Below are 23,704 nucleotides of genomic sequence, written 5' to 3'. Positions count from 1 at the left end.
GACGTGTCCCGATGGCATATTTAAATGATCTGGCCTTGCTCCATGGAGAGTCGTTCCGATCGGCTAGCGCGTGTCTAACGAGTCGATCACTTCGGATCGGGTTGCTCGTTATCGCGTTGCTGTCGAAGCGTGGACCGCGCCCGCTCGACGTAGGAGTTCGACGACCAACTGCGAGCGTCACTCATCTCGGCCAAGAACTCGTCGGCAGCGTCAGGCGAGATCGCGTCGTTGCGAACCAGCGCGGTGAGGAGGATGGGCGTCGTGACGAGGCGGGTCTCGGCTAGCGAGGCGTGGACGAGCGCGAGTCGATTGAACTCGTCACAGAGCAGTTGCACGGCGTCGATATCGTTCGCCAGCGTGACCGCCGCGTTCTCGCCGTCGTCCAGCGGGAACGTCTCGTCCAGTTCGACGGAACGAGTCTCGAACGCAGAGCTACGGTCGAGAACCGCCTGTGCCGCCTCACCGGATGCGTCGTCGTAGGACGCAGTCTCGGTGAGTTCGTCGATGACCTGCTCTGGGACGACCACGCCGTGCGAATCGAGGAGAAGGTCGAGTGGATTCGGTGAGGTGCCCGCCACCGTCCCGAGGCTTACGAGAGCCGACGTGTCGGCGACTATCAGAACCATCTACGAGTCGGCCAGCTCCTCCGCGACCTCGTCCACGAATTCGTCGGTCAGTTGCTCTTTCAGCAGTCGGAAGTTGGCGGCCTCCTCGTGCCCGACGAGGTCTTTCAGTTCCTCGAACGTGATGTCGTCGTCGTAGAAGGCCTCCGCGATCTCCTGTTTCATCTCGTCGGAGTGCGCGGCGTCCCGCAGGTAGTCCCGAAGCGCGGAGATGAGGATGTCCGTCCGATCCGTCTCGAACACCGCAGCGAGCGCGTCGGCCCGATCTACCAGTCCCCTCGGTGCACGAAACTGAACGCGCTTCTTCTTAGACTCGGAACTCATATGTGTACATTGTGAGTATGGCGGCAAAACGCTTGCCCCCCTTGTCACTACCACATCCTTCGGAGCCACCGAAGTCGGACGTGGTGTTTTTCATCGAGCCTGAATCGAAAGAGCAGCTATTCGAAGTGTGTTTTGAGAGCTAAACTGATTCTGTACGGCTTGTAACGTCGGATTTCGAGCTATCGACTCTCTCGCTGTTCGACCTTGTTCAGCTCGATCAGCAGCCGGAAGATCGCCTTCACGAGGTTGGCGTCGACGTCGAAGCGCTCGGCGTTCTGGCCGGCGCGCTCCATCACGCGCTCCTCTTGGCCCTCGTCGGTCGTCGGGAGGTCGCGCTCCTCCTTCACGGCCGCCACGGTGTCGGCGACGTACGTCCGGCGGGCGATCAGTTCGACGATCTCTCGGTCGATGTCCTCGATCTCGCGTCGCAGTTCGTCGAGGCTCCGGTCCTCCGCGTTCGGTGTGTCACTCATTGGTAGATGGTATGGTCACTCGACGGTCGCGCCGTCGTTCCGTGTGGTCGTTCGCCGCAGCGCTCCGGGGCGGTCGCTCCACGCGTCGGCGACCGCGTCGAGGTCGGTCTCGGGGTCGGTCGGGTCCGCGACGGCGACGACGCTCGGGCCGGTACCCGACAGCGACACCCCGGTCGCGTGGGGCATGGCCTCGACCGCGGGGTCGGCGTCGAACCCGAGCGCGGCCGAGAACGCGAGCCCGTTGACGGTCATCGCCTCGGCGTACCGGCCGTCCAGCGCGAGGTCGGCCACGAGGTCCGCCATCGGCGCGACCGCCTCGCAGCGGGCCACGTCCGCGTCCGCGCTGTAGGCGCGCTCGGGCGGGGTCCACACGAGGACGTCCCAGTCGACGGCCTCGCGCGACCGCAGCTCGTCGGCGTCGTTGTCGGTGACGGTCACGCCGCCGAGCATCGAGGCGGTCGCGTCGTCGAACGCGCCGGTGACGGTCACGCCCGCCTCGCGGGCCGCGCGCACGCCGAGCCGGCAGGCCTCCAGCCGGGTGACGTCGGCGGCCGGGGCCGCCGCGTCGCCGGCGCCGTCGCCCCCCTCTCCCACCGTCAGCCCGAGCGCGTCGCAGGTCGCGAGCACGGTCGCGTTGGCGGCCGCGCTGGAGCTCTTGAGCCCGGCCGCGAGGGGGACGTCGCTGTCGGTCCGAACGGTGCCGCCCTCTCCGTCTCCCCACCGGTCGGTCGCGAGCGCGACGCAGCGCTCGATCAGGGCGGTGTCCGCGCCGGGGTCCTCGGCGATGGTCCCGTCGACGCCCTCGGCGTCCGGGTCGAGCGCGACGCTGGCGCGGGTCTCGACGTCGAGACCGAAGGCCGCGCCGGTCCCCGTCGCGAGCGCGTTCAACACGGTGCCGGCGCCGAGCGCCGCGGCCCGTCCCTCCATGCACTCACGGCTCGCGAGCGCGGACAAAGAGGTAGCGATCACGGCGAGACTCTCGGCGCCGCGACCGTCGAAGGGCCTCGCGTGCGCTCGCGAGACCGGGGACGGCCGGCTCAGACCGGATCGGCGGTCCGAACCGCGGCGTCGACCGCGTACCAGTCCGCGTCGGCCGGGACGTTCGTCTCCCGGCTCCGGAACGAGATCGAGACGTCGAACCGCCGGGTGCCGTCGTCGAATCGGTCCTCTGACGGGAAGCGTCGAGTGACGTACGCGCGGCCGACCGAGTCGCGGTCGGGTGAGCTCGGGCGCGTCGCGTACGCGTCGGCCCGGAACTCGACCGTTCCGTAGGTGAAGCGCCCCCTGTTCTCGACGGTGAGCCGCGCGTCGACGGTCGTCTCGTACCCCTCGTCGGTCACGTCGAGCACCTCGGCGCTCGTGACGACGAGGCCGGAGCCGTCCGGCCCGACCTCGTCGGGAACGGGCTCGTCGGGAGCGGGCTCGTCGGCGGTCTGATCGGTACTGTCCCGGTCGGCTTCGGACTGACCGCCGTCGGTCTGGGCGGCGGCCGAGTCGTCATCGTCGTTTGTCGCCGAGCCGTCGTCGGACTGGCCGTCGTCTTCGGGCGTCGAGCCGTCGTCTTCCGCGCCCGTTCCCGCATCCCCGTCGGCGCTCCCGTCCGACTCCACGAGACAGCCGGCGAGCAGGCCGGGGACGGCGGCGGCGAGCAGTCGCCGCCGGGAGAGCGGGCGCCTCATGGGCTCCCCCTCTCCGCCGCCCCGTTTAAGAGTGGATATCGGTCCCGCATCGGTCACCCCGTCACCGACCCGAGCGCGCCGGCCGCCGCGCCGACGACGGCCGAGACGACCGCGGTCGTGAGCGTCGGTCCGAGCGCGTCCGCGATCCCGTGCGCCTGCGTCGCGGCCTCGCCCTGCGAGGCGACGACGAGGACGACGACGACGATCCCGTATATCAGCGCGCCGACCCCGCCGCCGACCCCGGAGGTCGCGGCCGCCTCCCGGACCTCGTACGCGCGAGACCCGAACAGCACGCCGAGGACGCCCGCGAGGAGCGGCGCCCCGACCAGGGCCGCGGCGGTGGCCGCGAGGTACGACTGCGCGACGAACACCGGGGCGAACCGTGCGGTCTCGCCGGTCGCGGCCGTCGCGAGCGCGGTCTCGGTCCAGCCCGTCCCGACCGCGGCGACGAGGCCGACGCCGACGCCGACCACCGCGAACACCGCCGCCGTGAGGCCGACCCCGTTCGCGTTCATCAGACCACCACCCACCCGTCCGCCAGCCGCCCGTGCCACCCGGCGCGCTCCTCCCAGGCGTCTCCCGAGAACCCGGCCGCGAGCAGGAACTCGCCGGCCCGGACGACGTAGCCGTACTGGACGCCGGCGTGCTCGTCGAACCCGTAGCGCTCTCCCTCCGCCTCGTGGTGATAGAGCCGATGCCAGCGGGCGGGGGCGTCGTCTACCGAGTCTCCACCGTCGCCGGCGGACGAGTCTCCACCGTCGCCGCCGGCCGATCGGTTCCCGGAGAAGTCCGAGCCGGCGACGGTCGCCGCGGGGTCGATCGGCGCGCGGCCCTCCGTCGACGCGTCGTCGAGGACCGCTTCGAGCCGTTCGCTCGCGGTCTCCGTGTCCGGGTAGCGCTGGACGTACAGGGGCGTCCCGTCGAGCTCGTAGGCCCACCCCTCGAACGTCTCGCTCGGCCGGTTCCCGGCCGGCGGGCGGGCGGCGAACGCGACGAACAGCTCCTCGGTCCGGTCTTCGGGGCGGGGGACCGGTCCCAGTCGGGCGCGGAGCTCCTCGCGTCGGTCCGACCCGAACGCGCCGCCGTATATCCGCGGGATCCGGGACCGGTCGTACCGATCCTCGTCGTACGGCTCGTGTGCGAACGCCGCGAATCCCCGGCTCGCGAGCGCGACCTCGACGAACGCGGTTCCCCGGATCTCCCGTCGCCGCTCGTCGCTCTCGGGGAGCGGATACAGCAGCCGGTCGAGCAGGCGGTTGTGGATCGGGTCCCGGGAGAACGCCTCCGCGACGTAGGTCGCGGTGCCGATGCTCGCGAACCCCCGGCGCATGCGGTCGAGTTCCTCAAGAAAGCGGTCCACGTCGTTCCGGGGAGCGATCGTCCGGAGCTCCTCGACGTGGCGCCGCGCCCGCCCGCGGATCCGGGCCTCCGGGCGGAAGTGCGGCTCCAGGGCCTCGGCGGCGCGCTCGGCGGCGGCGCGCGCGGCCGCGTCCAAGCGGTCGGCCATCGCGAGGGTCACCGCGTCGTTCGCGTCGGCCTCCGCGCGGACGGAGTCCACCGCGTCGACGACGTTGGCGATCGCGTCGCGGTAGGTCGCGACCGCGTCGGGGTACTCGGTCGCGAACCAGACCGCGTCGTCGACGACGTTCCGGGTCGCGACAGCGAGCGCCTCGTTCTCGGGAGCGGGGTCCTCGACCTGCTCCCCGTCGCCGCCGTCCGTCTCCCCGTCGCCGCCGTCGCCCGCGTCCGGAGGGCTCTCGTCCGGGAGCGCGGCGGGATACTCGACGCCCCGCACGCCGAGACACCCCGCGATCCCGGCGGCGAGCGCGGTTCCGGCGCCCAGCAGTCCCCGTCGCGTCCGTTGCATGGAATACCTTCCCGGCGGCGGGGACTTAAATGTGGGACGCCGATTCTCGGGACTGAGGGCGCCCGTAGTCGATCGCCCCGCGACAGTCGACCGGTCGGTCGACGCGAGCGCCCCGCCGCCGTCTGCGCTCCGCTCGCCCTCTGCGCCCCGCCGGCCGTCCGCTCCCCGCCCGCCGTCCGCTCACCGCCCGCCGCCGAGCGCGCCCCTTTTGAGGCGGGCGACCCGAGCGTCGCGTATGTCAGCGCCTTCACGCAGCGACGTCCCGCCGACGTCGATCGGGATCGACCTCCGCGAGGAGGGAGTCGTCGTCGAGTACCTCGACGGCCGGACGACGCTCTACCGCGGCGCCCCGGACGCGGTCGAGGGGTCGGTGACCGCCGGCCCCGGCAAGGAGACGCACGTCCTCGTCACCGACCCGACGGAGACCGAGGGCGTGATGACGTACGTCAACGACTACAACACCGACGACGAAATTCTGGAGGAGTCCGGCGTCGGTCGCGTCCTCGTCGAGGAGGGCGAGCGCGACGAGGTGTTCCCCGGCGTGATCGTCGCCCGAACGAACCAGCGCAACGAGGTGATCGCGGACCCCGAGATCGCCGGCGGCCGCGTGTTCGTCTTCGTCGAGGACGGCTGGACCGAGGGGAGCTTCGAGATCGTCGAGGGCCCCGAGGACGGGCTCGACGCGCACCGGTGAGCCTCGCGAAGCCCTGGCGCGACCTCGACCGCTCGACGGTCGGGAGCGCGCCGAGCCGCTACGCGCTGTACGAGCTCGGCGACGCCGACGGCGACACGGTGGGGTTCGGCGCGGGCGTGCTCCGCGACGAGCTGAAGGAAGCGCTCGCGTACGGGGACGCGGAGCGGGTGCGGTGGGAGCTCGCCGACTCGGCCGAGCACGCGGAGCGCCTGCTCGCGGAACACGTCGAGGAGTAGCCGAGAACGGGGAGCGCGACCGCCGCGGGCGACCCGCTCGCCGGGAACGACCCGCTCGCCGGGAACGACCGACAGACGAAAGTCCGGCGGTCGCCGACGAGTAGCCATGAGCGACGAGGCGGACGCCGACGACGAGGTGTTGCGCGCGAGCGACATCGGCGGGGAGGGGCCGCCGATCGAGGAGAAGCCGTACAAGATCGTCTTCGAGGCGAACAAGTGCTTCGGGGCGGGGAAGTGCGCCGAGGTCGCCGACAACTGGGTGATGGACGTCCAGAGCGGGATGGCGAAGCCGCGGTCGTACTACATCGGCGAGGACGAGTTGGAGGAGAACGTGCGGGCGGCAGAGGTGTGTCCCGCCAAGAAGGAACGGGGCGTCATCCACGTCGTCGACCGACGCACGGACGAGGAGATCGCGCCGAACCCGCACGGCGACGGGACGCTCTCCGTCGACTGGTAGCGGGTCGCCGTCGGCCGACCGTCCTCCCGGCGACGCCGCCCATCCGAAAGGGGTTTCACCCCGCCGCCGGAACCGAAATCCGGGCGGGGGTGGCTGAGCCTGGCCAAAAGCGGCGGACTTAAGATCCGCTCCTGTAGAGGTTCGAGGGTTCGAATCCCTTCCCCCGCATGCTGTCGCGAGCACCCCGCGAGCGCCGCGTCGGAGCAGTTCGCGAACATGGATACCCGTAAACGGGCTCTGTCGATATCCCAACGGGCGATATAGGCCGATCCGCCGACCGTCGCGGCGGGGAGACGACGTCCCTGACAAAAATGTCAGACACTCGTCCAAATATATTCGGTGCAAAGACTTTGTTACTTCACAATCGATCCCAGTTGTCCGGAGAGACACCGCAAATCTTGTCACACAACCGTTATGAATATTAAATCGAGTAGGGACGGAGATGTCCCTGTATACAAAGTCGATCTGTACGAGGCCACCGACCGATCGACGAGCAATGTAGTGGTCAGCAGTATCGCGGACTTGACTGACCGAGACCCGAACGACCTCGACCCGTTGTGGGACAGCGTGGATCCGGAAGCGTTGGACTCGTTCGTGGACCACGCGAGCGAATACTCGACTCCGTACCGACTCTCCTTCCAGTATCAGGATCACACGGTCGACATCGTCGAGAATCGGTGGCTTCGGATCACTCCAACGGAAGAAGTACGCTCGTCTGCGAGCGATTAGCGTCCGACGGTACGGCTCGGCTGGATTTCTCGACTGCGAGCGACGCTCCGTAGACCGATCTCTCCGCGCTCGTCACGGCTGGTGCGCGGCCGGAACCGCGTCAGAGGAAGGGGAGTTCGACGGGACCGCGCGAACGGATCGACCTAACAGCAGAACATGAACGGGTAGACGAGCGCGACGCGGTCGCCATCCTCCAGCGTCGTGTCGAAGCCGTTCTCGTTCTCGTTGAAGTGGCCGTTCACGAGGATCCGGGCGTACGCGATCGTCTGCTCGCCGAGCGGGTTCTTCGTCCACGTGCCGGGGAGCTCCTCGGGCGTCGGCGCCCACCCGCTGTGGGTCGCGTCCGCCTCGGTCTCGGCGATGAGCATGTCCTGTAGCTCCGGGTACTCCGCGAACAGCTCGTCGAGGAACTCGCGGAGCGTGTCGCCCGCGAACGTGTACTCGAACTCGTACTCGCCCAGTTCCGTGCGGACGTGGCCGGTACAGCGGACGGTGACGGTCGTCTCCGCCTCGGTCTCGGACTCCGCGGCGGCGTCGCCCGCGTCGTCCGTCGCCTCCTCGGCGGCGGCCTCCGCCGCCTGCTGACTCGATGACATACCCCTTCGTAGGGCGTTCCCGGGCGTAAGCGCCGCCACGAACATGTTCGCGTACCGGTTTCGGCTCGGCGACCTCGGCGGGCGTCCCGGCTCGCGGGAACGGCGGCCGAACATGTTGCCGCTAAACTGATAGGGCGAGCGGGGGCAATCCCCCGCCGATGGAGCTCACACGGAAGACTATCGCGAAGGTCATCGTCGCGGCGTTCCTGCTCAACCTGGTCGTGATGGGCGCCGGGGCGTGGTTCGCGTATCAGGAGGCGCCGCCCATTCCCGAGGAGGTCGTCGGCCCCGACGGCGAGGCGGTCGCGACCGGCGAGTCGATCCGGGACGGGAAGGCGGCGTTCCAGCAGTACGGACTGATGAATCACGGGTCGATCCTCGGCAACGGCGCGTACTACGGCGAGGACTACACCGCCGACGCGCTCGACCTGAAGGCCGAGCACATGCGCGAGTACTACGCGCGGGAGGAGTACGGGACGGGCTACGACTCGCTCGACGCCTCTGAGCGGGCGGGGATCGACCAGACGGTCCGCGAGGACCTCGACAGCCCCCACGGCGGCGGGGCGATCGAGTACTCCGCCGCGGAGGTGTACGCCCACGAGCGGGTGCGCGAGACGTACGTCGAGCGGTACCACGAGGGCGATCACGACCGGGGCGTCCCCGTCGGGATGATCGAGTCCCGCGAGGAGGCGGAGGACTTCGCCGACTTCGCGCTGTGGACGGCGTGGTTCTCCCACACCGACCGGCCCGGCTCCGACAACTCCTACACGAACGAGTGGCCCTACTCGCCGCCCGCCGGCAACGACGCCACCGGCGCCGCGATGGTGTGGAGCGTGATCGCGATGGTGCTGCTCGTCGGCGCGGCCGGCGCCGCCATCCTGCTGTACAAGTCGGTGAAGCTCCCGGAGCCGTCGGCCGAGGGCATCTCGGTGCCGGAGCCGGGCGACGTGAGCGTCTTCCCGAGCCAGCGCGCGGCGCTCAGGTTCGTCCCCGTCGCCGCCGCGCTGTTCCTCGCGCAGGTGTTGCTGGGCGGGTTGCTGGCGCACTTCTACATCGAACGCGCCGGCTTCTTCGGGGTCGAGGAGCTGTTCGGCGTCCACATCCTCCAGCTGCTCCCGTTCGCCATCGCGAAGACGTGGCACATCGACCTCGGCATCCTCTGGATCGCGTCGACCTGGCTCGGCGCCGGGCTGTTCCTCCCGCCGCTCCTGACCGGCCACGAGCCGAGGAATCAGGCCCGGTACGTCAACGTCCTGCTGGGCGCGCTCGTGGTCGTGGTCGGCGGCGGGATGGCCGGCATCTGGCTCGGCGCCAACGGCTACCTCCCCGGCGAGCTCTGGTGGCTCCTCGGCAACGAGGGGCTGGAGTACCTCGAGGTCGGGAAGGTGTGGCAGGGCGGCCTGCTCGTCGGGTTCGTTCTCTGGGCGGTCCTCGCGATCCGGGGGCTCAAACCGCTGCTCGACCGCGAGCCGATATACGGGCTCGCGCACATGATCCTCTACGCCGGCGGCTCGATCACCCTGCTGTTCGTCGCGGGCTTCCTGTTCACGCCGTCGACGAACATCGCCGTCACGGAGTTCTGGCGGTGGTGGGTCGTCCACATGTGGGTCGAGGGCGCCTTCGAGTTCTTCATCGTCGCCATCATCGGGCTCACCTTGGTGTCGATGAACCTCCTCACCCGACGCAGCGCCGAGAAGGCGGTCATGCTGCAGGCGCTGCTGGTGATGGGCACCGGCGTCATCGGCGTCTCCCACCACTACTGGTGGGTCGGTATGCCCGACTACTGGGTGCCGATCGGGAGCGTCTTCTCGACGCTGGAGCTGCTCCCGCTGATATTCATCCTCTACGAGGCGATCGGCCAGTACCGGGCGATGACCGAGAGCGGCGGGTTCCCCTACAAACTCCCGTTCATGTTCATCGTCGCGAGCGGGGTGTGGAACTTCGTCGGCGCCGGCGTGCTCGGCTTCTTCATCAACCTCCCGCTCGTCAACTACTACGAGCACGGCACCTACCTCACCGTCGGCCACGCCCACGCGGCGATGTTCGGCGCGTTCGGGTTCCTCGCGCTCGGGATGGTCGCGTACATGCTCCAGCTGTCGATCGACCCCGACCGCTGGGACGGCTCGTGGCTCCGCGCCTCGTTCTGGCTCTGGAACGTCGGGCTCGCGCTGATGGTGTTCGTCTCCGTACTCCCGGTCGGATTCCTCCAGCTCGACGTCGCGTTCACGGAGAGCTACGCCGCGGCTCGCAGCCTCGCGTTCTACGAGCGGCCGCTCGTCCAGGCGCTGTTCTGGGCGCGGCTCCCGGGCGACACGCTGCTCATCCTCGGCACCGTCGTCTACGCCGCCGACGTGATCCGGAAACGGTTCGTCCTCCGGCGCTCCGAGGACGACCCGACCGTCGACGACATGGCCGTCGCGGAGGGAATCGTCGGCGGCGACGACGACTGAGCGGGCGACCGCTTACCGCAGTCGGTCGCTTACCGCAGTCGGTCGCTCACCGAAGCCGGTCGTTCACCGCGCGCCGGATGCGGTCGATGAAGCCGGAGTCATCGATGGACCGGGGCTCGATGAGCTCCCAGTCGGCCCGCTCGGCCGCCTCGCGTATCGGGCGGTACTCGAAGCCGACGTGGGTCGCGAGGCGGCGGTCGGACGGAGAGGTGCCGACGAACACGTGCCGGGGCGTGGCGGCCTCGTCGTAGACGTCGCCGAGCGTCCCCCACTTGTCCCAGTTGCGGAGCCCGTAGTCGTTCTCGACGCCGTGCTCGCGGGCGAACCGCTCGACCGCGTCGGCGTCGTTGGCGACGATCCCGACGTACCGGCTCCACCGGCGGGCCTCCGCGAACGCCGCCGCGGGGTCGGCGAGCCGCCGCGCCGCGCCGAGCGAGAGGACGAGCGTCAGCTCGCCGCTCCGGGTCGCGGGGTCGTCGTCGACGTCGAGGCTCATGACCGTTCATCCGGCCCTACGACCGCGGCCGACTAAACCGTGTGGGGAGGCTTATCAGGTTCGCGGGCGTCGCGGGCGGTGACATGGAGTTCGAGGCCACCTTCGGCACGGACGCGCCGGTGATCGGCATGGTACACCTCCCGCCCCTCCCGGGCGCGCCGAAGGCGCCGGCGGACGGCGCCCGCGCGATGCGGGACGCGCTCGACCGCGCCGCGGCCGACGCCCGCGCGCTCGACCGCGGCGGCGTCGACGGGATCATGATCGAGAACTTCGGCGACGCCCCCTTCTACCCCGACGACGCGCCGAAACACGTCGTCGCGGCGGTCACGCGGGCCACGACCGCGGTCGCCGCCGAGACCGACCTCCCGCTCGGGGTCAACGTCCTCCGGAACGACGCCGAGGCGGCCCTCTCCGTCGCGGCCGCGGTCGGCGCGGACTACGTCCGGGTGAACGTCCACACCGGCGCCCGCGTCACGGACCAAGGGATCGTGCAGGGGCGGGCCCACGAGACGCTCCGGCTCCGGGAGGCGCTCGGCGTCGACGTCGGGATATTCGCCGACACCGACGTGAAGCATTCCGCGCCGCTGTCGGCGGAGGGACACACCGCGGAGTCGTTCGCCGACACCGCCGAGCGCGGGCTCGCCGACGCCGTCGTCGCCTCCGGACGGGGGACCGGAGAGGAGACCGACCCGGAGGCGCTGGCGGCGGTCGTCGCCGAGCGCGACGCGCACGGGCTCGACACGCCGGTCCTCGTCGGGAGCGGAGTCACCGCCGAGACGGTCGCCGACGCCCTCTCGGTCGCCGACGGCGTCATCGTCGGCACGGCGCTCAAGGAGGGCGGCGAGACGACCGCCCCGGTCGACCCGGACCGGGTCGCCAAACTCGTTGCGCGGACGGACGAGGCGCGGTAGTCGTCCCGCTCGGTCAATCCTCGTCCGAGAGGAACCGCTCGACCGCCTCGCGGGTCGGGAGCCCGCCCTGGGCGAACCGCTCGGTGCAGTTGATCGCGGCGACCGCGGCCGCGAATCGGACGCCGTCGGCGAGCGCGTCGGACCCCGCGGCCGCGGCACCGCCGCCGTCTCCCGCGACCCACCGGTCGATCAGCCCGGCGACGAAGGCGTCCCCGGCCCCCGTCGCGTCGACCACGTCGACGTCGAAGGCGTCGAACCGCCGCGAGTCCCCGTCGACGACGACGGTCATCCCGTCGGCGCCGTGCGTGAGGACGGCGCGGGGCCAGCCGGACTCGGTGGCGTCGCGATCCCCGTCGGTCGCGTCGGCGCGCGCCCGCTGCGCGGCCGAGGTCCGCCGGACTGCGGCCGCTTCGCCGCCGAAGTAGGCCGCAGCGGCGACGTCGCCGGCGACGAACAGGTCGGCGGCGTGCAGGAGGCGATGGACGGTCTCGGGCTCGGTGCCGCGGCCGACGAGCTCCTCGACCGGACCGGACAGGTCGAAGACGAGCGCGGGCGGGTCCGCGGTCGATCCGAGGAGGTCCAGCACGCCCCGCGAGACCGCGTCGGGCGTGTAGCCGGTGAGGAAGGCGACGTCGGCGGCGGCGATAGCCTCGCGATCGGCGGCCGCGAGCCGGAGCTCGCGGAAGCTCTCGCCCGTCGTGACAATCGCGCGCTCGCCGTCCGGCGCGCTGAGGACGAGGGAGCGGGTCGACGGGTCGTCGCCGACCCTCACGCGCGAGGCGTCCACGCCGGTCTCGGCGAGGTACTCGCGGGCGCGACGGCCGTACTCGTCGTCGCCGACGCGGCTGACGAGGCCGACGTCGCGGCCGAGGCGATCGAGCGCGACGGCGACGTTCGCGCCGACGCCGCCGAACGCGGACGTCACCTCGCTCGCGAACGCGCCGCCGTCCGGCTCGGGGAGGTTGCTGACGGCGTACCACTCGTCGATCGCCGCGGCGCCGACCGCGACGATCGAGGGAGTCTCGCTCATCGGGACGCCGGAGTTCGACCCCGCACGCTACGACTCACCCGCCGACCCGCCGCCGTAGAACGACTCGTGGAGCGCCATCGCGGCCTCAGTCGCGACCGGCCCCTCGACCGTCGTCTCGCCGTCGGCCCGGCGGATCACCTCCTCGCAGGGGATGGTGACGACGTCGCCGGCCAGCTCGTCGAGCGTCGCGCCCGAGACGCCGAAGACGACCCGATCGAGCCCGGCGTAGTGGATTCCCGTCGCGCACATCGGACAGGGCTCCGTGCTGGCGTACATGGTGCAGCGCGCCCGCTCGTCGGGGGCGAGCTCGCGGCCGGCCCGCCGCGCGAGCGTCAGCTCCGGGTGCGCGGCGAGGTCGTCCTCGGTCCGGGTCTCGTTGCGCGCCTCGGCGACGACCTCGCCGTCGACGACGAGGAGCGCCCCGAACGGGGTGTTCCCGCGCTCCACCGCCTCCTCGGCGAGCTCGATCGCCCGGTCGACGAACTCGCGGTCGCTCGTGGCGTCGCGGCCGCTCCCGTCTCTCTCGGTCGGCTCCGTCATACGGGCGTGTTCGACCGCGGGCACCTAATCCTTCCTGCGATCGGGCGGGTCGTCCTCGTCGGTCGGGTCGCTTTCGGCGGTCGAATCCCCGTCTTCGGTCGGACCGTCCGCCCCCCGCGACCGCCGCACGTCGCGGAGCGCGTCGACGGCGTCGTCGGTCGCCGCGGTCCGGGTCTCGGTCGCGGCGTCCGGGTCGAGGCCCGCGGGCTCCCCGTCCGCGTCGCTCTCGTCGTCGGACGCCTCCTCGGCCGGCGGTTCACCTGTCTCGTCGCGGCCGAGACCCCCGCCGATCCACGCGCGCAGTCGGGACAGGAGCCCCATCGGTCGTCAGTAGTTCCGGAACAGCAGCGCGCGCACGTCGTCTTTGGTGCGCGCCGTCTCGACGTCGCCGTCGGGCAGTTCGACCTCGTACCGCGCGTCGCCGTCCGCCTCGCGCCACTTGTCGTCGTGGGTGTCGAGGAGGCTCATCATCGCGTCGAGCTGGCTGGCGCCGGCGTCGTCGCCGCCGTCCTCGGCCGCCGCCCCGTCGTCCGCCGAGTCCGGCGCCTCGCCCTCGTCGGTGGAAGCCGGTTCGGACGCGTCGCCGAGGTCGACGTCGACCCACGAGAACGGGTCCGCCGACAGCGACTCGGCCGCGTCGAGGACCGCGTCGACCAGCTCCGACTTCGTCATGTCGCTGCGGCCGGCCACGTCGAACGCGGCCGCGACCTCGTACAGGTCCATCTCCTCGGCGGCGTCCGGATCGCCGTGTCGGCGCGGGCGCGATTCGAGCCGCTCGCGGGCGCGGTCGCGGTCGAACGGGCGGTCGCCGTTCGAGGTCGTGTCCGCCGCGTCGCCGGGCGCGTCCCCTCCGAGCGCGGCCGGGTCGGCCTCGCGCTGGGGGTCGTCGACGGCGTCGGCCAGATCGAGGAGGTACGCGAGCGTGTCCTCGGTGTCGACGGAGGCGTACGGGCCGGCGTGGGTCGCCGTCAGTTCCTCGCGGAGCGCCTCGATACGGTCGCGGTGGTCGTCGGTGATCTCGATGGTCGGCATTGTCAGTCGTGGTCCTCCTGGAAGCGCGCGAACGCGTCCTCCCAGCTCTCGACGAGCCGCGGCTCGCCCGAGTGGTCGGCCTCGACGCCGGCGTAGCCGCAGTCGTCGCAGGCGACCGCCGTCGCCCCGCCGAGCGCGAACGTGGACAGCGTCGTTCCGCAGCGAGGGCAGTCGAGTGACACGGGCTATCGCCTGAAGGGTGGACCCGTGCCCTCAAAAGCGCACGGGGTAACGCGGTCGGCGTGACGCAGCCGGGGGCACGCGGTCGAGCGTGCGGCCTCCGCGGCGCTCGCAGCGTCCGCGGCGACCGCCACGAGCGCCGCGGCGCGACCGCCGACGCCGCGGGGCAACAATCATTAGAGTCGGCGGCGACGCTCCCGTATGAGCGAGTCGAACGCGGAGAACCGCCTGCTGGAGTACTACCGGCGCTACGTCGGCGACCCCGACCGAACGATCGACGTGTACGCGGGGTTCGGGCTCTTCTTCGCCGGGATCGGACTCGGGCTGGTCGGCGTCGCGATCTTCCTCTACAGCGCGACGCTCCCGCCCGAGGCGCTGTCGACGTACGGGGTGAAGGAGGTCGCCGCCGTCGCCGCCGCGGTCGGGCTGCCGGCCCTCCTGCTCGGCGTCGTCGTCCTGCTGCCGGTCGACCGGCGGATGCTGTACCTCGCCGGCGTCGGCACCGCGATCACGCTCGTCGCGATCGGGCTGTTCGCGTGGGCGTACCCGTACAACTGGAACGTGCCCGACTCGGCCGACTACAGCGCGCAGGTGGTCGCGGTGTACACGGTCGGGCTCGTCGCCGTCATCGCCGCGACCGGCGGCGCCCTGGTCGCCCACCGCGTCGAGCGCGCGACGGGCGTCGCCGCGGCCGGGGCGGCCGGAGGCGGCGCGGGCGGGACCGGCGCGGCCGGTTCGGGAGCCAGCGGGGCCGCCGGCGCGGGCGGCGACGGCGAGGCGGTCACCGACGCCGAGGTCCGGGCCGACATCGAGCGCGAACTGGAGGACGCGGAGCTGACGTGGGGCGGCGTCGAGCGGAGCGAGACGCGCCGGCTGGAGCTGGACACGAGCGCGGTCGACGACGTCGACGTCGACCGCGAGAAGCTCGCCGGCTCGGCGACCGAGACGCGGACGACCTCCGGGACGGTGAACGACGCGGTCTCGGAGCTGAAGGGGCTCCAGGGCGGCGAGAAGAAGACCGCGAGCGGCTCGGGGACCGACGATCAGGCCGCGAAGCTCCGCGAGCTCCGAGAGCAGCAGCGGCGGGAGGCCGAGGCGGACGACGAGGGGTCGGTCGTCGAGAAGATTAAGGGACTGTTCGGCTGAACGCACCGTCTATCGTTGCTTTCGGCGATACCGCGAACATCTCCGAAGCCCCAAGCGATCGTTTATAAATACCAGCTACTGGATCTCCGGAGAACATCTCCAAAGCCCCAGCCGCTCGGCGATACGAGGACGACAACGGGTCGGCAGAGAAATTCTCCAAAGCCCCAGCCGCGAGGGCTCGCGCGGCTCGCTGCGCGCTTCAGTCGCTCGCTACGCTCGCTCCTTGCAGTGCTTGCGTCGCCGTGCTTCGCCCTCGCGACTGCCCCTTTGAGTCCCACCCCGCACAGCAACCGCGCCTCACGCCTCCCCAGCCTCGCGGCTCCCTTCGGTCGCCGCGTCCCTCGCACGCGCTCTCGCCGGCGGCTGCGCCGCCGGCTGTCAGAGGGACCGAAGGTCCCTCACTACTCGCGGCCTACCGGCCGCTCGGAGGCGCGCGCCACCGCACTCGATTTATATGTATCGTCAGACGCCTCTCGCGCATTTAAGTATCTCCCGTCGCCTACTTCGGGTGTGTCCAGCGTCACCGTCAGTATCGACCCCCACGTCCACTCGGACGAGAGCTACGACGGCCACGAGCCGATCGAGCTCATCCTCGAACACGCCGCGGAGATCGGGCTCGACGCGGTCGTGATCACCGACCACGACGTGATCGGGGAGTCGAAGCGGGCGGCCGAACTGGCCCCGGAGTACGGGCTGATCGGGATCCCCGGCGTCGAGGTGTCGACCGCGCACGGCCACCTGCTGGCGGTCGGCGTCGAGCGGATGCCGCCGCGTCGACGCCCCTACGACGAGACGATCGCGTGGATCCACGAGCGCGGCGGGGTCGCGATCGTCCCGCACCCGTTCCAGCGCTCGCGGCACGGCGTCCGGCAGCGGAACATCCCGGTTCCAGAGACGGACGACGAGGGGTCACTCGTCGCCGACGGCGACCCTGTCGACGAGGTCAACGCCGTCGAGGTGTTCAACGCGTGGCTGTTCACCGGCTACCGGAACCGCCGCGCGCGCCGCTTCGCCGCGAAGTACGATTACCCCGGCGTGGCCGCGAGCGACGCGCATCACTTGGAGTACGTCGGGCGCGCCTACACCGAGGTGGAGGTCCCGGACCGCGAGTCGGTCGATGACGTCACCGCGGACGACGTTCTCGACGCGATCCGAGACGGGACGACCACGGTCGACGGCCGCCGGGCCCCGATCCGGATGGCCGCGAAGCACTACGTCGGCGCCGCGGGGCGCAAGTCCGGCTACTACGCCCGGACCGGCGCGGTCCGGAGCGCGACCGCGGCGCGGCGCGGGGTCGTCGAGACGCTCTCGGCCGCCCGCGTCGCGGCGATTCAGGGGACTCACCGCGCGGCGCGGGTCCTCTCGTGGATCACCTGAGGCGCACGCGACCGCGCCGCGGTGACGGCGTACTCGCGGTCTCCCCCGCGTCGCCGCGACCGCCCGGAGAGCGGGGTTTTTGCCCGCGGGCCCGAAACGAACGCCCATGAGCCACGACAGACGCGAGGCCGGCTTCAAGCGGCGGACCCGCGTCGCTGCGGCGCTGGCGACGCTGCTCGACGCCGCCGACCCCCACGGCCGGACCGAGTCGGTGCCGGTCGCCGACGCCGACGGCCGGGTCGTCGCCGAGCCGATCGACGCGCCGGCGCCGGTCCCGAGCTACGACCGGGCGGCGATGGACGGGTACGCGGTCCGCGCCGAGGACACCTTCGGCGCCTCCGACCGCTCGCCGGCGGTGTTGCGCGCGGCGGAGACTGAGACCGAGTCGATCGCGCCCGGCGAGGCCGCGCGGGTCCACACGGGGAGCGCGGTCCCGGAGGGCGCGGACGCGGTCGTGATGATCGAACAGGTCGAGGAAGTCGGCGACGAGGTCGAGGCGTTCGACGCGGTCGCGACCGGCGAGAACGTCGGCGAGGCCGGCGAGGACGTCGCCGACGGCCAGCGCCTCTTCGACGCGGGCCACGTCCTGCGTCCCTCTGACCTCGGACTCCTGAAGTCGGTCGGGCTCGACGCGGTCCCGGTGTACGAGCCGCCGACCGTCGCCGTGGTCCCGACCGGCGAGGAGCTGGTCCAGTCCGATCCGGGCCCGGGCGAGGTGATCGAGACGAACGGGCTGACCGTCTCGCGGCTGGTCGAGCGGTGGGGCGGCGAGGCGCGCTACCGCGACGTCGTCACCGACGACGAGGACGCCCTCGCGGACGCGGTGGCGGCCGACCTCGACGCCGACGTGGTCGTCACCACCGGCGGGTCGTCGGTCGGCGAGCGCGACCTGATCCCCGAGGTCGTCGACGGGATCGGTGAGGTGCTCGTCCACGGCGTCGCGCTGAAGCCGGGCCACCCGGTCTGCCTCGGCGTCGCCGACGGCACGCCGGTCGTCTCCCTCCCCGGCTACCCGGTCGCCTGCATCGTCAACGCCGCGCAGTTCCTCCGGCCGGTCCAGAAACGGGTGGGCGGGACGACCGCCGACCCCTTCCCGACGCGGCGCGCGGTCCTCGACCGGAAGGTGCCGAGCGAACCCGGGACGCGGACGTTCGCGCGGGTATCGCTGTCGGAGCGGGAGGACGGCGAGAGTGAAGACGAATCGAACGACGACGCCGGCCTCCCCGTCGCCACGCCGACCCGCGCGAGCGGCTCCGGCATCTTATCGAGCGTCGCGCTCGCAGACGGCTGGGTCGCGGTGCCGGAACCGCGGGAGGGGTTCGACGCGGGCGAGGTCGTCGACGTCGAGATCTGGGAGGTGACGCCGTGAGCGACCGCAAGGAGTTCCGCGACCTCGCGACGCCCGAGGCGGCCCGCGAGGCGATCGCCTCGCTCGACCTCGCGCCGGAGCCGGAGACGGTCCCGCTGGGGGAGGCCCGCGGGCGCGTCCTCGCGGAGCGGATCGACGCCGCGATCGACGTGCCCGGCTTCGACCGGGCGTCGATGGACGGCTACGCGGTCCGCGCCCGCGACACCTTCGGCGCCGACGAGGCCGACCCCGCCGAACTCGACCTCGTCGGGGCGGTCCACGCGGGCGCCGCGCCCGAGGTGACGGTCGCGCCGGGCACCTGCGCCGAGGTCTCCACGGGTGCCGTGATGCCCGAGGGCGCCGACGCCGTGGTGATGGTCGAGCGCACGGACGAGCTGGACGCGGAGGGGGACGAAGAAGGCAGCGCGGAGGACGGCCCCGATCGGGTCGCAGTCCGGACCGCCGTCGCGCCGGGCGACCACGTGATGAGCGCCGGCGCGGACATCGCGGCCGGCGCCCGCGCGCTCGGTCCCGGGACGCGGCTCACGCCGCGCGAGGTCGGGCTGCTCTCCGCGCTCGGCGTCGACGAGGTGCCGGTCGAGGGGAAGCCCCGGGTCGGGATCGTCTCGACCGGCGACGAGCTGGTGCGCCCGGGCGAGGAGCTCGACCCCTCGCGCGGGGAGATATACGACGTGAACTCAACGACGATCGCGGCCGGCGTCGAGGAGGCCGGCGGCGACCCGGTTCTCTACCCGCACGCCGGCGACGACTACGACGAGATGGAGCGGCTGCTCCGGCGCGCGGCCGACGAGTGCGACCTCGTGCTCTCGTCGGGGTCGACCTCGGCGAGCGCCGTCGACGTCATCTATCGGGTGATCGAGGAACGCGGCGAGCTACTGCTCCACGGGGTCGCGGTCAAGCCCGGCAAGCCGATGCTCGTCGGGCGCCTCGACCGCGGCGGGAGCGAGGCGGCGGGCGGGAGCGAGGCGGCGGGCGGGAGCGACCGCGGCGGCGAGTCCGCGTACGTCGGTCTCCCCGGCTACCCCGTGTCGGCGCTCACTATCTTTCGGACGTTCGTCGCGCCCGCGATCCGCGAGGCGGCCGGTCGGTCGGAGCCCGCGACGGCGACGGTCGAGGGGCGGATGGCCGTCGGCGAGCGATACGGCGAGGGGCGCATGCGGCTGATGCCCGTCGGGCTCCTCGACCTGGACGACGGCGACCTCCCGCTCGTCTACCCGGTCGACAAGGGCTCCGGGGCGACGACGAGCCTCGTCGAGGCCGACGGCGTCGTCGCCGTCGACCCGGACACGGAGTACCTCGACCGGGACGAGCGCGTCGCGGTACAGCTGTTCTCGCCGGACGTGCGCCCCCCGAGCCTGCTCGGCGTCGGCGAGGACGACCCGGCGCTCAACCGCCTGCTCGACCGACTGGAGAACCCGCGGTACCTCCCGGTCGGCTCTCGGGAGGGGCTCCGGCGACTGCGCGACGGCGTCCCGGACGTCGCGGTCGTCGCCGGCCCGACCGACCGCGAGGTCGAGACGGTCGACCTCGGCGGCTGGACCCGGGAGTGGGGGCTCGTCGTCCCCGCCGGCAACCCGGCCGACGTGACGGGGCTCGGATCGGTCGTCGACCGCGACCTGCGGTTCGTCAACCGCCCGACCGACTCCGGGCTGCGGCGGAGCCTCGACGACGCGCTCGACGCGCTCGCCGACGAGCGGGAGACCTCGCGGAGCGCGTTGACCGAGGCCGTCGCGGGCTACGAACTCACCGTGCGCGCGTTCGAGAGCCCGGCGCGGAAGGTGCTCGCCGGCGACGCCGACGTGGGAGTCGGGCTGCGCGAGACGGCGAAGCGGCTCGACTGCGGCTTCGTGTCGCTCGGCGAGCAGTCGGTCGTCGTCCGCGCGGCGCCCGACCGGACCGACCGCGACGCGGTGGCGGAGCTCGCGGCCGCGCTCGACGGTCCCGCCGACCTCCTCGACGGTCTCGCGGGTTACTCGCGGAACAGCCGGAACGACCCCTGACCGACGACGACCTCGGCGGTATCGCCGTTGGTGGCGCTGGTGACGCGCATGTCGCTGACGCCGATCGAGCCGCCGGATCGGACGACCGTCGCCTCGGCGCGGAGGTCCCCGGTCGCCGGCCGGAGGTAGTTCGCGTTGAGGTTCACCGTCGCCACTCCCCCGGAGAGCGGGTCCTCGAAGGCGGTGCGCTGGACGATCCCGCCAGCGGTGTCGACCAGCGTCGCCGCCACGCCGCCGTGGATGGTGTCGCCGTCGCTGTTCGTCAGCTTGTCGTCGAACGGGATCGAGAGCACGACGCGCCCGCGCTCGACGACGTCGACCGACGTGTTCAGCCACGAGAGGTAGCCGTGCTCCTCCTCGATCCGCCGCTCGACGAGCGCGACGGCCTCCGCCGGCAAGGGGTCCAGCTCCGCGACGTCTGTCCGATTCATACCCGCACCTCACGGGGCGTCCGTTTGTAGCCCCCGAAACGGGAAACAACTGGTCCGAGGTTGGCGGCGACGACAGCGGGCAGGGTTCCCGCCGCTTCGAGACCGACCCGACCGCTTATCACCGATACCGAGCCAGCCGTCCCGTGGCCTGACGCCTCGCCCGCGACGGCCGAGACGGGAGTCCGGCGCACCGCCGCGGGAGCCGCCGAACGCGCCGGCTGTTCGCTACGTCCCTACCCGGTCCCGAAGACGGTCCCCTCACCCGACCCCGAGCCGGATCGGGTCGTCGCTCGGGACCACGTCGAGCGACACCGCCTCGCCGACCGCGAACTCCCGGTCCGGGCAGACGACCTTCGCGCCGTACCCCGCGTCCCGCGCCGCGAACAGCGACAGCCCCGCGACCCGCTCGCCGTTCGCGAGCACGTCGATCGGGTCCCACGCGAGTCCGCGGCCCGCCGCGGTCCCCACGCGGGTGCCCCACAGCGTCGCCGCCGTCCCCTCGTCGAGCCGGCCGAAGCGGTCGGCGCGTCCGACCGCGTTACCGCCGTCGTCGGACGCGCTCCCGCCGAACGCACCGCCCCCGGCGTAGTGCGCCAGCCCGCCGTCCAGCGGAATTCCCTCGTCGCTCGCGAGGGCCGCGAACGATTCGCCCGGATCGGGGTGGACCGGCGCGTCGAGGAGGGCGTGCGTCGGCCCGCGTTCGACCACGACGCCCTCCCCGTCCCACGGGATCGGGTCGACCGCGACGTCGACGTCGACCGGGAGCGACCCGCTCGCCCTGAGCGCGCTCGCGCCCGGCGCCCGGAACCCGAGGTGGAGGTGATCGTCGACCCACTGCCCGAAGAACCCGGAGCGCGTCGTCGGTCCGAGGTCGCCGCCGACGGCGACGCGGTCGCCCGGGGACACCTCCGGGACCACGTGAAGAATTCGAGCGGTGATTCCCGGATCGGCGCCGGCCCGCCGGCACCACTCGTCGTCGAGGTCGACGACGATCAGGTGGTCCTCGCTCGCGGCGTACGGCCGGTCCGGACAGCCGACGGTACGCGTCTCGCGGACGACTCCCGAGACGGGCGATATCCCTCGGTCTGCCTCGGGATACAGGTCGACGGCGCTGCCGTCGTCGTGTGCGGGGTACGGCGAGTTGAACCGGGAGAACCGCCGATACCCGTCGAGCGAGTCCGGCGGCAGCGTGACGGCCATCGTCGTTCGCAGGGCGGGGCTCGACCGACAAGTGACCGTCGGCCCCGGTAGCCGGGGTCGGCGATCGGTCCGGGGAGTCGCCTCACCCGTCCGCGGGCTCGATGCCGACGATCACGAAGCGGGCGCCGCCCGACTCGGACTCCTCGACGGAGAGCTTCCAGCCGTGCGCCTCCGCGATGTCGACGACGATCGCGAGCCCGAGGCCCGTCCCGCCCTCCAGCGAGACGCCGCGCTCGGTCACCTCCGAGCGCTGCTCCGGCGGGACGCCTGGACCGTCGTCGGCGACGGCGAGCGCGACGCCGTCCTCGCGGCGGTCGACCTCGACCCGCACCGCGACGTCGTCGCCGGCGTGTTCATTCGCGTTGCGGAACAGGTTCGAGAGCAGCTGTTCGAGGCGGTCGCCGTCGGCGAACACCGTCGCGTCCGGCCCCTCGACGGAGAGCGTCGCGTCCGCGGTCTCGAGCCGCGACCAGACCCGACGGACGGTCGCGTCGAGGGAAACCCGGTCTACGGAGTCGACCGAGCGTCCCGCGGTCGCAAGCGAGAGGAGGCCCTCGATCAGGTCGTCCATGCGCTCGTGGGCGTTCGCCGCCCGGTCCAGCGCGTCGTCGTTCTCCCCGTCGTCGTGGCGCGCGAGTTCGACCGCGGCGGTCGCCGCGGCGAGCGGGTTCCGGAGGTCGTGGGAGACGACGCCGGCGAAGTCCTCCAGGCGTTCGTTCTGCCGCTCCAGCTCCGCCTCGCGGCGCTCCAGCTCCGTCTGTCGGCGCTCCCGCTCCGTCACGTCCCGGAGCAGGAACACGTGACCGCGGTCCGTCCCGCGGGGGTCCGTTATCGGGTCCTCCTGGATGTCGAACTGCCGCCCGCCGATGGCGATCGGGTGTTCGACGCCGACCTCCAGCCGCGGGAACACCGCCGAGAGCGACGAGCCGACCGCGTCCGGCGGGAGCAGCTCCTCGGCGGCCGGGTTGAGGTCGCGGATGCGACCGTCGGAGCCGGCCACGATCACCGGGTCCTGCATCACCTCGACGGCGGTGTCGCGGGCCACGACCGCGGCGTCGAGCGTCCCGAGCCAGAACACCGTTCCGTACAGGAAGACGCCGTGAACGACGAGCGCCGACGGGAACCACGTGAGGTTCGCGTAACTCCCCAAGTCGACCACGGTGGCGATCCCGGCGAGGAACGGGAACAGCGTTCCGAGGAGTATCACGAACGTCTGGAGCCGGTACCGGTTCCCGGTCCGCTGGTAGAGGTCCACGACGACGAGGACGCCGACGACGCAGAGCCCGTACGCGTAGAGGACGAACCCGACGTCGGCGAGGCCCAGATCGTACGAGAGCAGGGAGAACGGTCCCTCGACGACCGCGGCGAGCGAGCGCCGGGAGAGGCCGTGCGTGGCGCTCGACCACGCGAGCAGCACCCAGACGAAGGGGGGCGTCGCCAGCGCGACGATCCGGTGTTCCGTCCGCCACCGGTCGTGGCCGGCGAACGCGAGCGTGAACGCCGTCCAGATGCCGGGGACCGCGGCGACGAGCGGCGTCGCGAGGTTGAGCGTGACGACCATGACCAGCTCGCTCGGGCTGGCGACCCTGACCGCGTACAGCAGCGAGATTCCGCCGCCGCAGAGCAGGTAGAGGGCGACCTCGGTCCCGCCCGGCTGGTCGCGGTCCCGCCACGCGACGCCGCCGAGCCACAGGCCGATGATCCCGGCGAGCAGGCAGGCAGCGAGGTAGGCTCGCACCGGCAGCGCGCCGAGATCGCTCATCGATACGTGACCCAGTCCGAGCGCCGGCAAAACGTTTGTGTCATACGCCCGGGCGGCCGCCCTCGGCGGACTATGGCTACGGACAGAAGCCGCCTCCCGGCC

General features: G+C 72.0%; 27 protein-coding genes and 1 tRNA gene. 11 read left to right on the top strand and 17 right to left on the bottom strand.

Translation table 11 applies throughout. The features are described from left to right. Positions 1-86 precede the first annotated feature (86 nt). The 7 genes from B4V04_RS12810 to B4V04_RS12780 all read right to left on the bottom strand — a co-directional run bounded on the left by B4V04_RS12810 (position 87) and on the right by B4V04_RS12780 (position 4,966). Entirely contained in the window at positions 87-626 is a 540-nt protein-coding gene (locus B4V04_RS12810) for a PIN domain-containing protein (RefSeq protein WP_498232142.1), read from the bottom strand. Continuing rightward, a complete protein-coding gene (locus tag B4V04_RS12805) occupies positions 627-947 on the bottom strand; it encodes a hypothetical protein (RefSeq protein WP_498232141.1) in 321 nt (106 codons plus the stop codon). Between the two features lie 179 nt (positions 948-1,126). Further along, complete coding sequence (locus B4V04_RS12800; RefSeq protein ID WP_498232140.1) at positions 1,127-1,420, bottom strand: chorismate mutase; 294 nt, start codon at positions 1,418-1,420, stop codon at positions 1,127-1,129. Between the two features lie 15 nt (positions 1,421-1,435). Continuing rightward, the gene (locus B4V04_RS12795) at positions 1,436-2,347 is read right to left on the bottom strand and encodes a shikimate kinase (protein ID WP_498232139.1); all 912 of its coding nucleotides are present in this window, start codon (positions 2,345-2,347) and stop codon (positions 1,436-1,438) included. A gap of 110 nt (positions 2,348-2,457) precedes the next feature. Then, positions 2,458-3,099, bottom strand: a complete 642-nt coding sequence (locus tag B4V04_RS12790) for a hypothetical protein (RefSeq protein ID WP_498232138.1) — start codon at positions 3,097-3,099, stop codon at positions 2,458-2,460. A 53-nt stretch (positions 3,100-3,152) separates the two neighbouring features. Further along, positions 3,153-3,614 (bottom strand): hypothetical protein, encoded by a 462-nt coding sequence (locus B4V04_RS12785; protein WP_498232137.1) that lies wholly within the window; start codon positions 3,612-3,614, stop codon positions 3,153-3,155. After that, positions 3,614-4,966, bottom strand: coding sequence for a hypothetical protein (locus B4V04_RS12780; protein ID WP_498232136.1), 1,353 nt, complete (start codon positions 4,964-4,966; stop codon positions 3,614-3,616). Before B4V04_RS12780 ends, B4V04_RS12785 begins: the two co-directional genes overlap by 1 nt. A 235-nt stretch (positions 4,967-5,201) precedes the next feature. Between B4V04_RS12780 and B4V04_RS12775 the strand changes: the two genes are divergently transcribed. The 5 genes from B4V04_RS12775 (at position 5,202) to B4V04_RS12755 (ending at position 7,082) form a co-directional block, all read left to right on the top strand. Then, positions 5,202-5,660: a DUF5796 family protein gene (locus B4V04_RS12775; protein ID WP_144797058.1), complete on the top strand. Its 459-nt coding sequence runs from the start codon at positions 5,202-5,204 to the stop codon at positions 5,658-5,660. Further along, the gene (locus B4V04_RS12770; RefSeq protein WP_498232135.1) at positions 5,657-5,896 is read left to right on the top strand and encodes a DUF7508 domain-containing protein; all 240 of its coding nucleotides are present in this window, start codon (positions 5,657-5,659) and stop codon (positions 5,894-5,896) included. Before B4V04_RS12775 ends, B4V04_RS12770 begins: the two co-directional genes overlap by 4 nt. A gap of 106 nt (positions 5,897-6,002) precedes the next feature. Next, positions 6,003-6,353, top strand: a complete 351-nt coding sequence (locus tag B4V04_RS12765; protein WP_498232134.1) for a ferredoxin — start codon at positions 6,003-6,005, stop codon at positions 6,351-6,353. A gap of 83 nt (positions 6,354-6,436) precedes the next feature. Beyond that, positions 6,437-6,521: transfer RNA gene (locus tag B4V04_RS12760), tRNA-Leu, on the top strand. Between the two features lie 246 nt (positions 6,522-6,767). Further along, positions 6,768-7,082: a HalOD1 output domain-containing protein gene (locus B4V04_RS12755; RefSeq protein ID WP_498232133.1), complete on the top strand. Its 315-nt coding sequence runs from the start codon at positions 6,768-6,770 to the stop codon at positions 7,080-7,082. A 143-nt stretch (positions 7,083-7,225) separates the two neighbouring features. On the opposite strand, the gene B4V04_RS12750 is transcribed toward B4V04_RS12755, so the two are convergent. After that, the gene (locus B4V04_RS12750) at positions 7,226-7,678 is read right to left on the bottom strand and encodes a MoaD/ThiS family protein (protein WP_498232132.1); all 453 of its coding nucleotides are present in this window, start codon (positions 7,676-7,678) and stop codon (positions 7,226-7,228) included. A gap of 158 nt (positions 7,679-7,836) precedes the next feature. Here B4V04_RS12750 and B4V04_RS12745 point away from each other — a divergent pair, with 158 nt between their 5' ends. Further along, positions 7,837-10,128, top strand: a complete 2,292-nt coding sequence (locus B4V04_RS12745; protein WP_498232131.1) for a nitric-oxide reductase large subunit — start codon at positions 7,837-7,839, stop codon at positions 10,126-10,128. A gap of 46 nt (positions 10,129-10,174) precedes the next feature. Here B4V04_RS12745 and B4V04_RS12740 read toward each other — a convergent pair whose 3' ends face one another. After that, positions 10,175-10,624, bottom strand: a complete 450-nt coding sequence (locus B4V04_RS12740) for a DUF7124 domain-containing protein (RefSeq protein WP_498232130.1) — start codon at positions 10,622-10,624, stop codon at positions 10,175-10,177. A gap of 83 nt (positions 10,625-10,707) precedes the next feature. Here B4V04_RS12740 and B4V04_RS12735 point away from each other — a divergent pair, with 83 nt between their 5' ends. Then, complete coding sequence (locus B4V04_RS12735) at positions 10,708-11,535, top strand: BtpA/SgcQ family protein (protein ID WP_498232129.1); 828 nt, start codon at positions 10,708-10,710, stop codon at positions 11,533-11,535. 13 nt (positions 11,536-11,548) lie between these two features. Here B4V04_RS12735 and B4V04_RS12730 read toward each other — a convergent pair whose 3' ends face one another. The 5 genes from B4V04_RS12730 to B4V04_RS12710 are packed head-to-tail and all read right to left on the bottom strand — an operon-like array spanning position 11,549 to position 14,319. After that, positions 11,549-12,565, bottom strand: a complete 1,017-nt coding sequence (locus B4V04_RS12730; protein ID WP_498232128.1) for a carbohydrate kinase family protein — start codon at positions 12,563-12,565, stop codon at positions 11,549-11,551. Positions 12,566-12,592: 27 nt separating this feature from the next. Then, complete coding sequence (locus tag B4V04_RS12725; protein ID WP_498232127.1) at positions 12,593-13,105, bottom strand: nucleoside deaminase; 513 nt, start codon at positions 13,103-13,105, stop codon at positions 12,593-12,595. Between the two features lie 24 nt (positions 13,106-13,129). Beyond that, the gene (locus B4V04_RS12720) at positions 13,130-13,426 is read right to left on the bottom strand and encodes a hypothetical protein (RefSeq protein ID WP_498232126.1); all 297 of its coding nucleotides are present in this window, start codon (positions 13,424-13,426) and stop codon (positions 13,130-13,132) included. A gap of 6 nt (positions 13,427-13,432) precedes the next feature. Next, on the bottom strand, positions 13,433-14,137 hold the full coding sequence (locus B4V04_RS12715; protein ID WP_498232125.1) for a hypothetical protein: 705 nt from the start codon (positions 14,135-14,137) through the stop codon (positions 13,433-13,435). A 2-nt stretch (positions 14,138-14,139) separates the two neighbouring features. Continuing rightward, entirely contained in the window at positions 14,140-14,319 is a 180-nt protein-coding gene (locus tag B4V04_RS12710) for a hypothetical protein (RefSeq protein ID WP_498232124.1), read from the bottom strand. Between the two features lie 199 nt (positions 14,320-14,518). On the opposite strand from B4V04_RS12710, the gene B4V04_RS12705 reads away from it, so the two are divergent. From B4V04_RS12705 to B4V04_RS12690, 4 genes are all read left to right on the top strand, one after another. Further along, positions 14,519-15,463: a cell division protein CdpA domain-containing protein gene (locus tag B4V04_RS12705; RefSeq protein ID WP_498232123.1), complete on the top strand. Its 945-nt coding sequence runs from the start codon at positions 14,519-14,521 to the stop codon at positions 15,461-15,463. Between the two features lie 510 nt (positions 15,464-15,973). Beyond that, positions 15,974-16,840: a CehA/McbA family metallohydrolase gene (locus B4V04_RS12700; protein ID WP_498232122.1), complete on the top strand. Its 867-nt coding sequence runs from the start codon at positions 15,974-15,976 to the stop codon at positions 16,838-16,840. A gap of 106 nt (positions 16,841-16,946) precedes the next feature. Then, the gene (locus B4V04_RS12695) at positions 16,947-18,209 is read left to right on the top strand and encodes a molybdopterin molybdotransferase MoeA (RefSeq protein ID WP_498232121.1); all 1,263 of its coding nucleotides are present in this window, start codon (positions 16,947-16,949) and stop codon (positions 18,207-18,209) included. After that, positions 18,206-20,209, top strand: coding sequence for a molybdopterin biosynthesis protein (locus B4V04_RS12690; protein ID WP_498232120.1), 2,004 nt, complete (start codon positions 18,206-18,208; stop codon positions 20,207-20,209). The genes B4V04_RS12695 and B4V04_RS12690 overlap by 4 nt, the downstream gene beginning before the upstream one ends. Here the strand turns inward: B4V04_RS12690 and B4V04_RS12685 are convergent. From B4V04_RS12685 to B4V04_RS12675, 3 genes are all read right to left on the bottom strand, one after another. Continuing rightward, entirely contained in the window at positions 20,179-20,640 is a 462-nt protein-coding gene (locus B4V04_RS12685; protein ID WP_498232119.1) for a PaaI family thioesterase, read from the bottom strand. The two genes, B4V04_RS12690 and B4V04_RS12685, sit on opposite strands and share 31 nt — an antisense overlap. A 258-nt stretch (positions 20,641-20,898) precedes the next feature. Further along, on the bottom strand, positions 20,899-21,840 hold the full coding sequence (locus tag B4V04_RS12680; RefSeq protein WP_498232118.1) for a DUF8155 domain-containing protein: 942 nt from the start codon (positions 21,838-21,840) through the stop codon (positions 20,899-20,901). A gap of 82 nt (positions 21,841-21,922) precedes the next feature. Then, positions 21,923-23,602, bottom strand: a complete 1,680-nt coding sequence (locus B4V04_RS12675) for a sensor histidine kinase (protein WP_498232117.1) — start codon at positions 23,600-23,602, stop codon at positions 21,923-21,925. Between the last annotated feature and the right edge of the window lie 102 nt (positions 23,603-23,704).

The sequence above is a fragment of the Halorubrum sp. B52 genome (genome assembly GCF_059752555.1).
This window is presented reverse-complemented; position numbering and strand designations above follow the sequence as displayed.

Excerpts from the sequence above, each read along its gene's own strand:
- B4V04_RS12810 (WP_498232142.1), bottom strand. The coding sequence starts at position 626 with ATGGTTCTGATAGTCGCCGACACGTCGGCTCTCGTAAGCCTCGGGACG.
- B4V04_RS12805 (WP_498232141.1), bottom strand. The coding sequence starts at position 947 with ATGAGTTCCGAGTCTAAGAAGAAGCGCGTTCAGTTTCGTGCACCGAGG.
- B4V04_RS12800 (WP_498232140.1), bottom strand. The coding sequence starts at position 1,420 with ATGAGTGACACACCGAACGCGGAGGACCGGAGCCTCGACGAACTGCGA.
- B4V04_RS12795 (WP_498232139.1), bottom strand. The coding sequence starts at position 2,347 with ATGGAGGGACGGGCCGCGGCGCTCGGCGCCGGCACCGTGTTGAACGCG.
- B4V04_RS12790 (WP_498232138.1), bottom strand. The coding sequence starts at position 3,099 with ATGAGGCGCCCGCTCTCCCGGCGGCGACTGCTCGCCGCCGCCGTCCCC.
- B4V04_RS12785 (WP_498232137.1), bottom strand. The coding sequence starts at position 3,614 with ATGAACGCGAACGGGGTCGGCCTCACGGCGGCGGTGTTCGCGGTGGTC.
- B4V04_RS12780 (WP_498232136.1), bottom strand. The coding sequence starts at position 4,966 with ATGCAACGGACGCGACGGGGACTGCTGGGCGCCGGAACCGCGCTCGCC.
- B4V04_RS12775 (WP_144797058.1), top strand. The coding sequence starts at position 5,202 with ATGTCAGCGCCTTCACGCAGCGACGTCCCGCCGACGTCGATCGGGATC.
- B4V04_RS12765 (WP_498232134.1), top strand. The coding sequence starts at position 6,003 with ATGAGCGACGAGGCGGACGCCGACGACGAGGTGTTGCGCGCGAGCGAC.
- B4V04_RS12755 (WP_498232133.1), top strand. The coding sequence starts at position 6,768 with ATGAATATTAAATCGAGTAGGGACGGAGATGTCCCTGTATACAAAGTC.
- B4V04_RS12750 (WP_498232132.1), bottom strand. The coding sequence starts at position 7,678 with ATGTCATCGAGTCAGCAGGCGGCGGAGGCCGCCGCCGAGGAGGCGACG.
- B4V04_RS12745 (WP_498232131.1), top strand. The coding sequence starts at position 7,837 with ATGGAGCTCACACGGAAGACTATCGCGAAGGTCATCGTCGCGGCGTTC.
- B4V04_RS12740 (WP_498232130.1), bottom strand. The coding sequence starts at position 10,624 with ATGAGCCTCGACGTCGACGACGACCCCGCGACCCGGAGCGGCGAGCTG.
- B4V04_RS12735 (WP_498232129.1), top strand. The coding sequence starts at position 10,708 with ATGGAGTTCGAGGCCACCTTCGGCACGGACGCGCCGGTGATCGGCATG.
- B4V04_RS12730 (WP_498232128.1), bottom strand. The coding sequence starts at position 12,565 with ATGAGCGAGACTCCCTCGATCGTCGCGGTCGGCGCCGCGGCGATCGAC.
- B4V04_RS12725 (WP_498232127.1), bottom strand. The coding sequence starts at position 13,105 with ATGACGGAGCCGACCGAGAGAGACGGGAGCGGCCGCGACGCCACGAGC.
- B4V04_RS12720 (WP_498232126.1), bottom strand. The coding sequence starts at position 13,426 with ATGGGGCTCCTGTCCCGACTGCGCGCGTGGATCGGCGGGGGTCTCGGC.
- B4V04_RS12715 (WP_498232125.1), bottom strand. The coding sequence starts at position 14,137 with ATGCCGACCATCGAGATCACCGACGACCACCGCGACCGTATCGAGGCG.
- B4V04_RS12705 (WP_498232123.1), top strand. The coding sequence starts at position 14,519 with ATGAGCGAGTCGAACGCGGAGAACCGCCTGCTGGAGTACTACCGGCGC.
- B4V04_RS12695 (WP_498232121.1), top strand. The coding sequence starts at position 16,947 with ATGAGCCACGACAGACGCGAGGCCGGCTTCAAGCGGCGGACCCGCGTC.
- B4V04_RS12685 (WP_498232119.1), bottom strand. The coding sequence starts at position 20,640 with ATGAATCGGACAGACGTCGCGGAGCTGGACCCCTTGCCGGCGGAGGCC.
- B4V04_RS12680 (WP_498232118.1), bottom strand. The coding sequence starts at position 21,840 with ATGGCCGTCACGCTGCCGCCGGACTCGCTCGACGGGTATCGGCGGTTC.
- B4V04_RS12675 (WP_498232117.1), bottom strand. The coding sequence starts at position 23,602 with ATGAGCGATCTCGGCGCGCTGCCGGTGCGAGCCTACCTCGCTGCCTGC.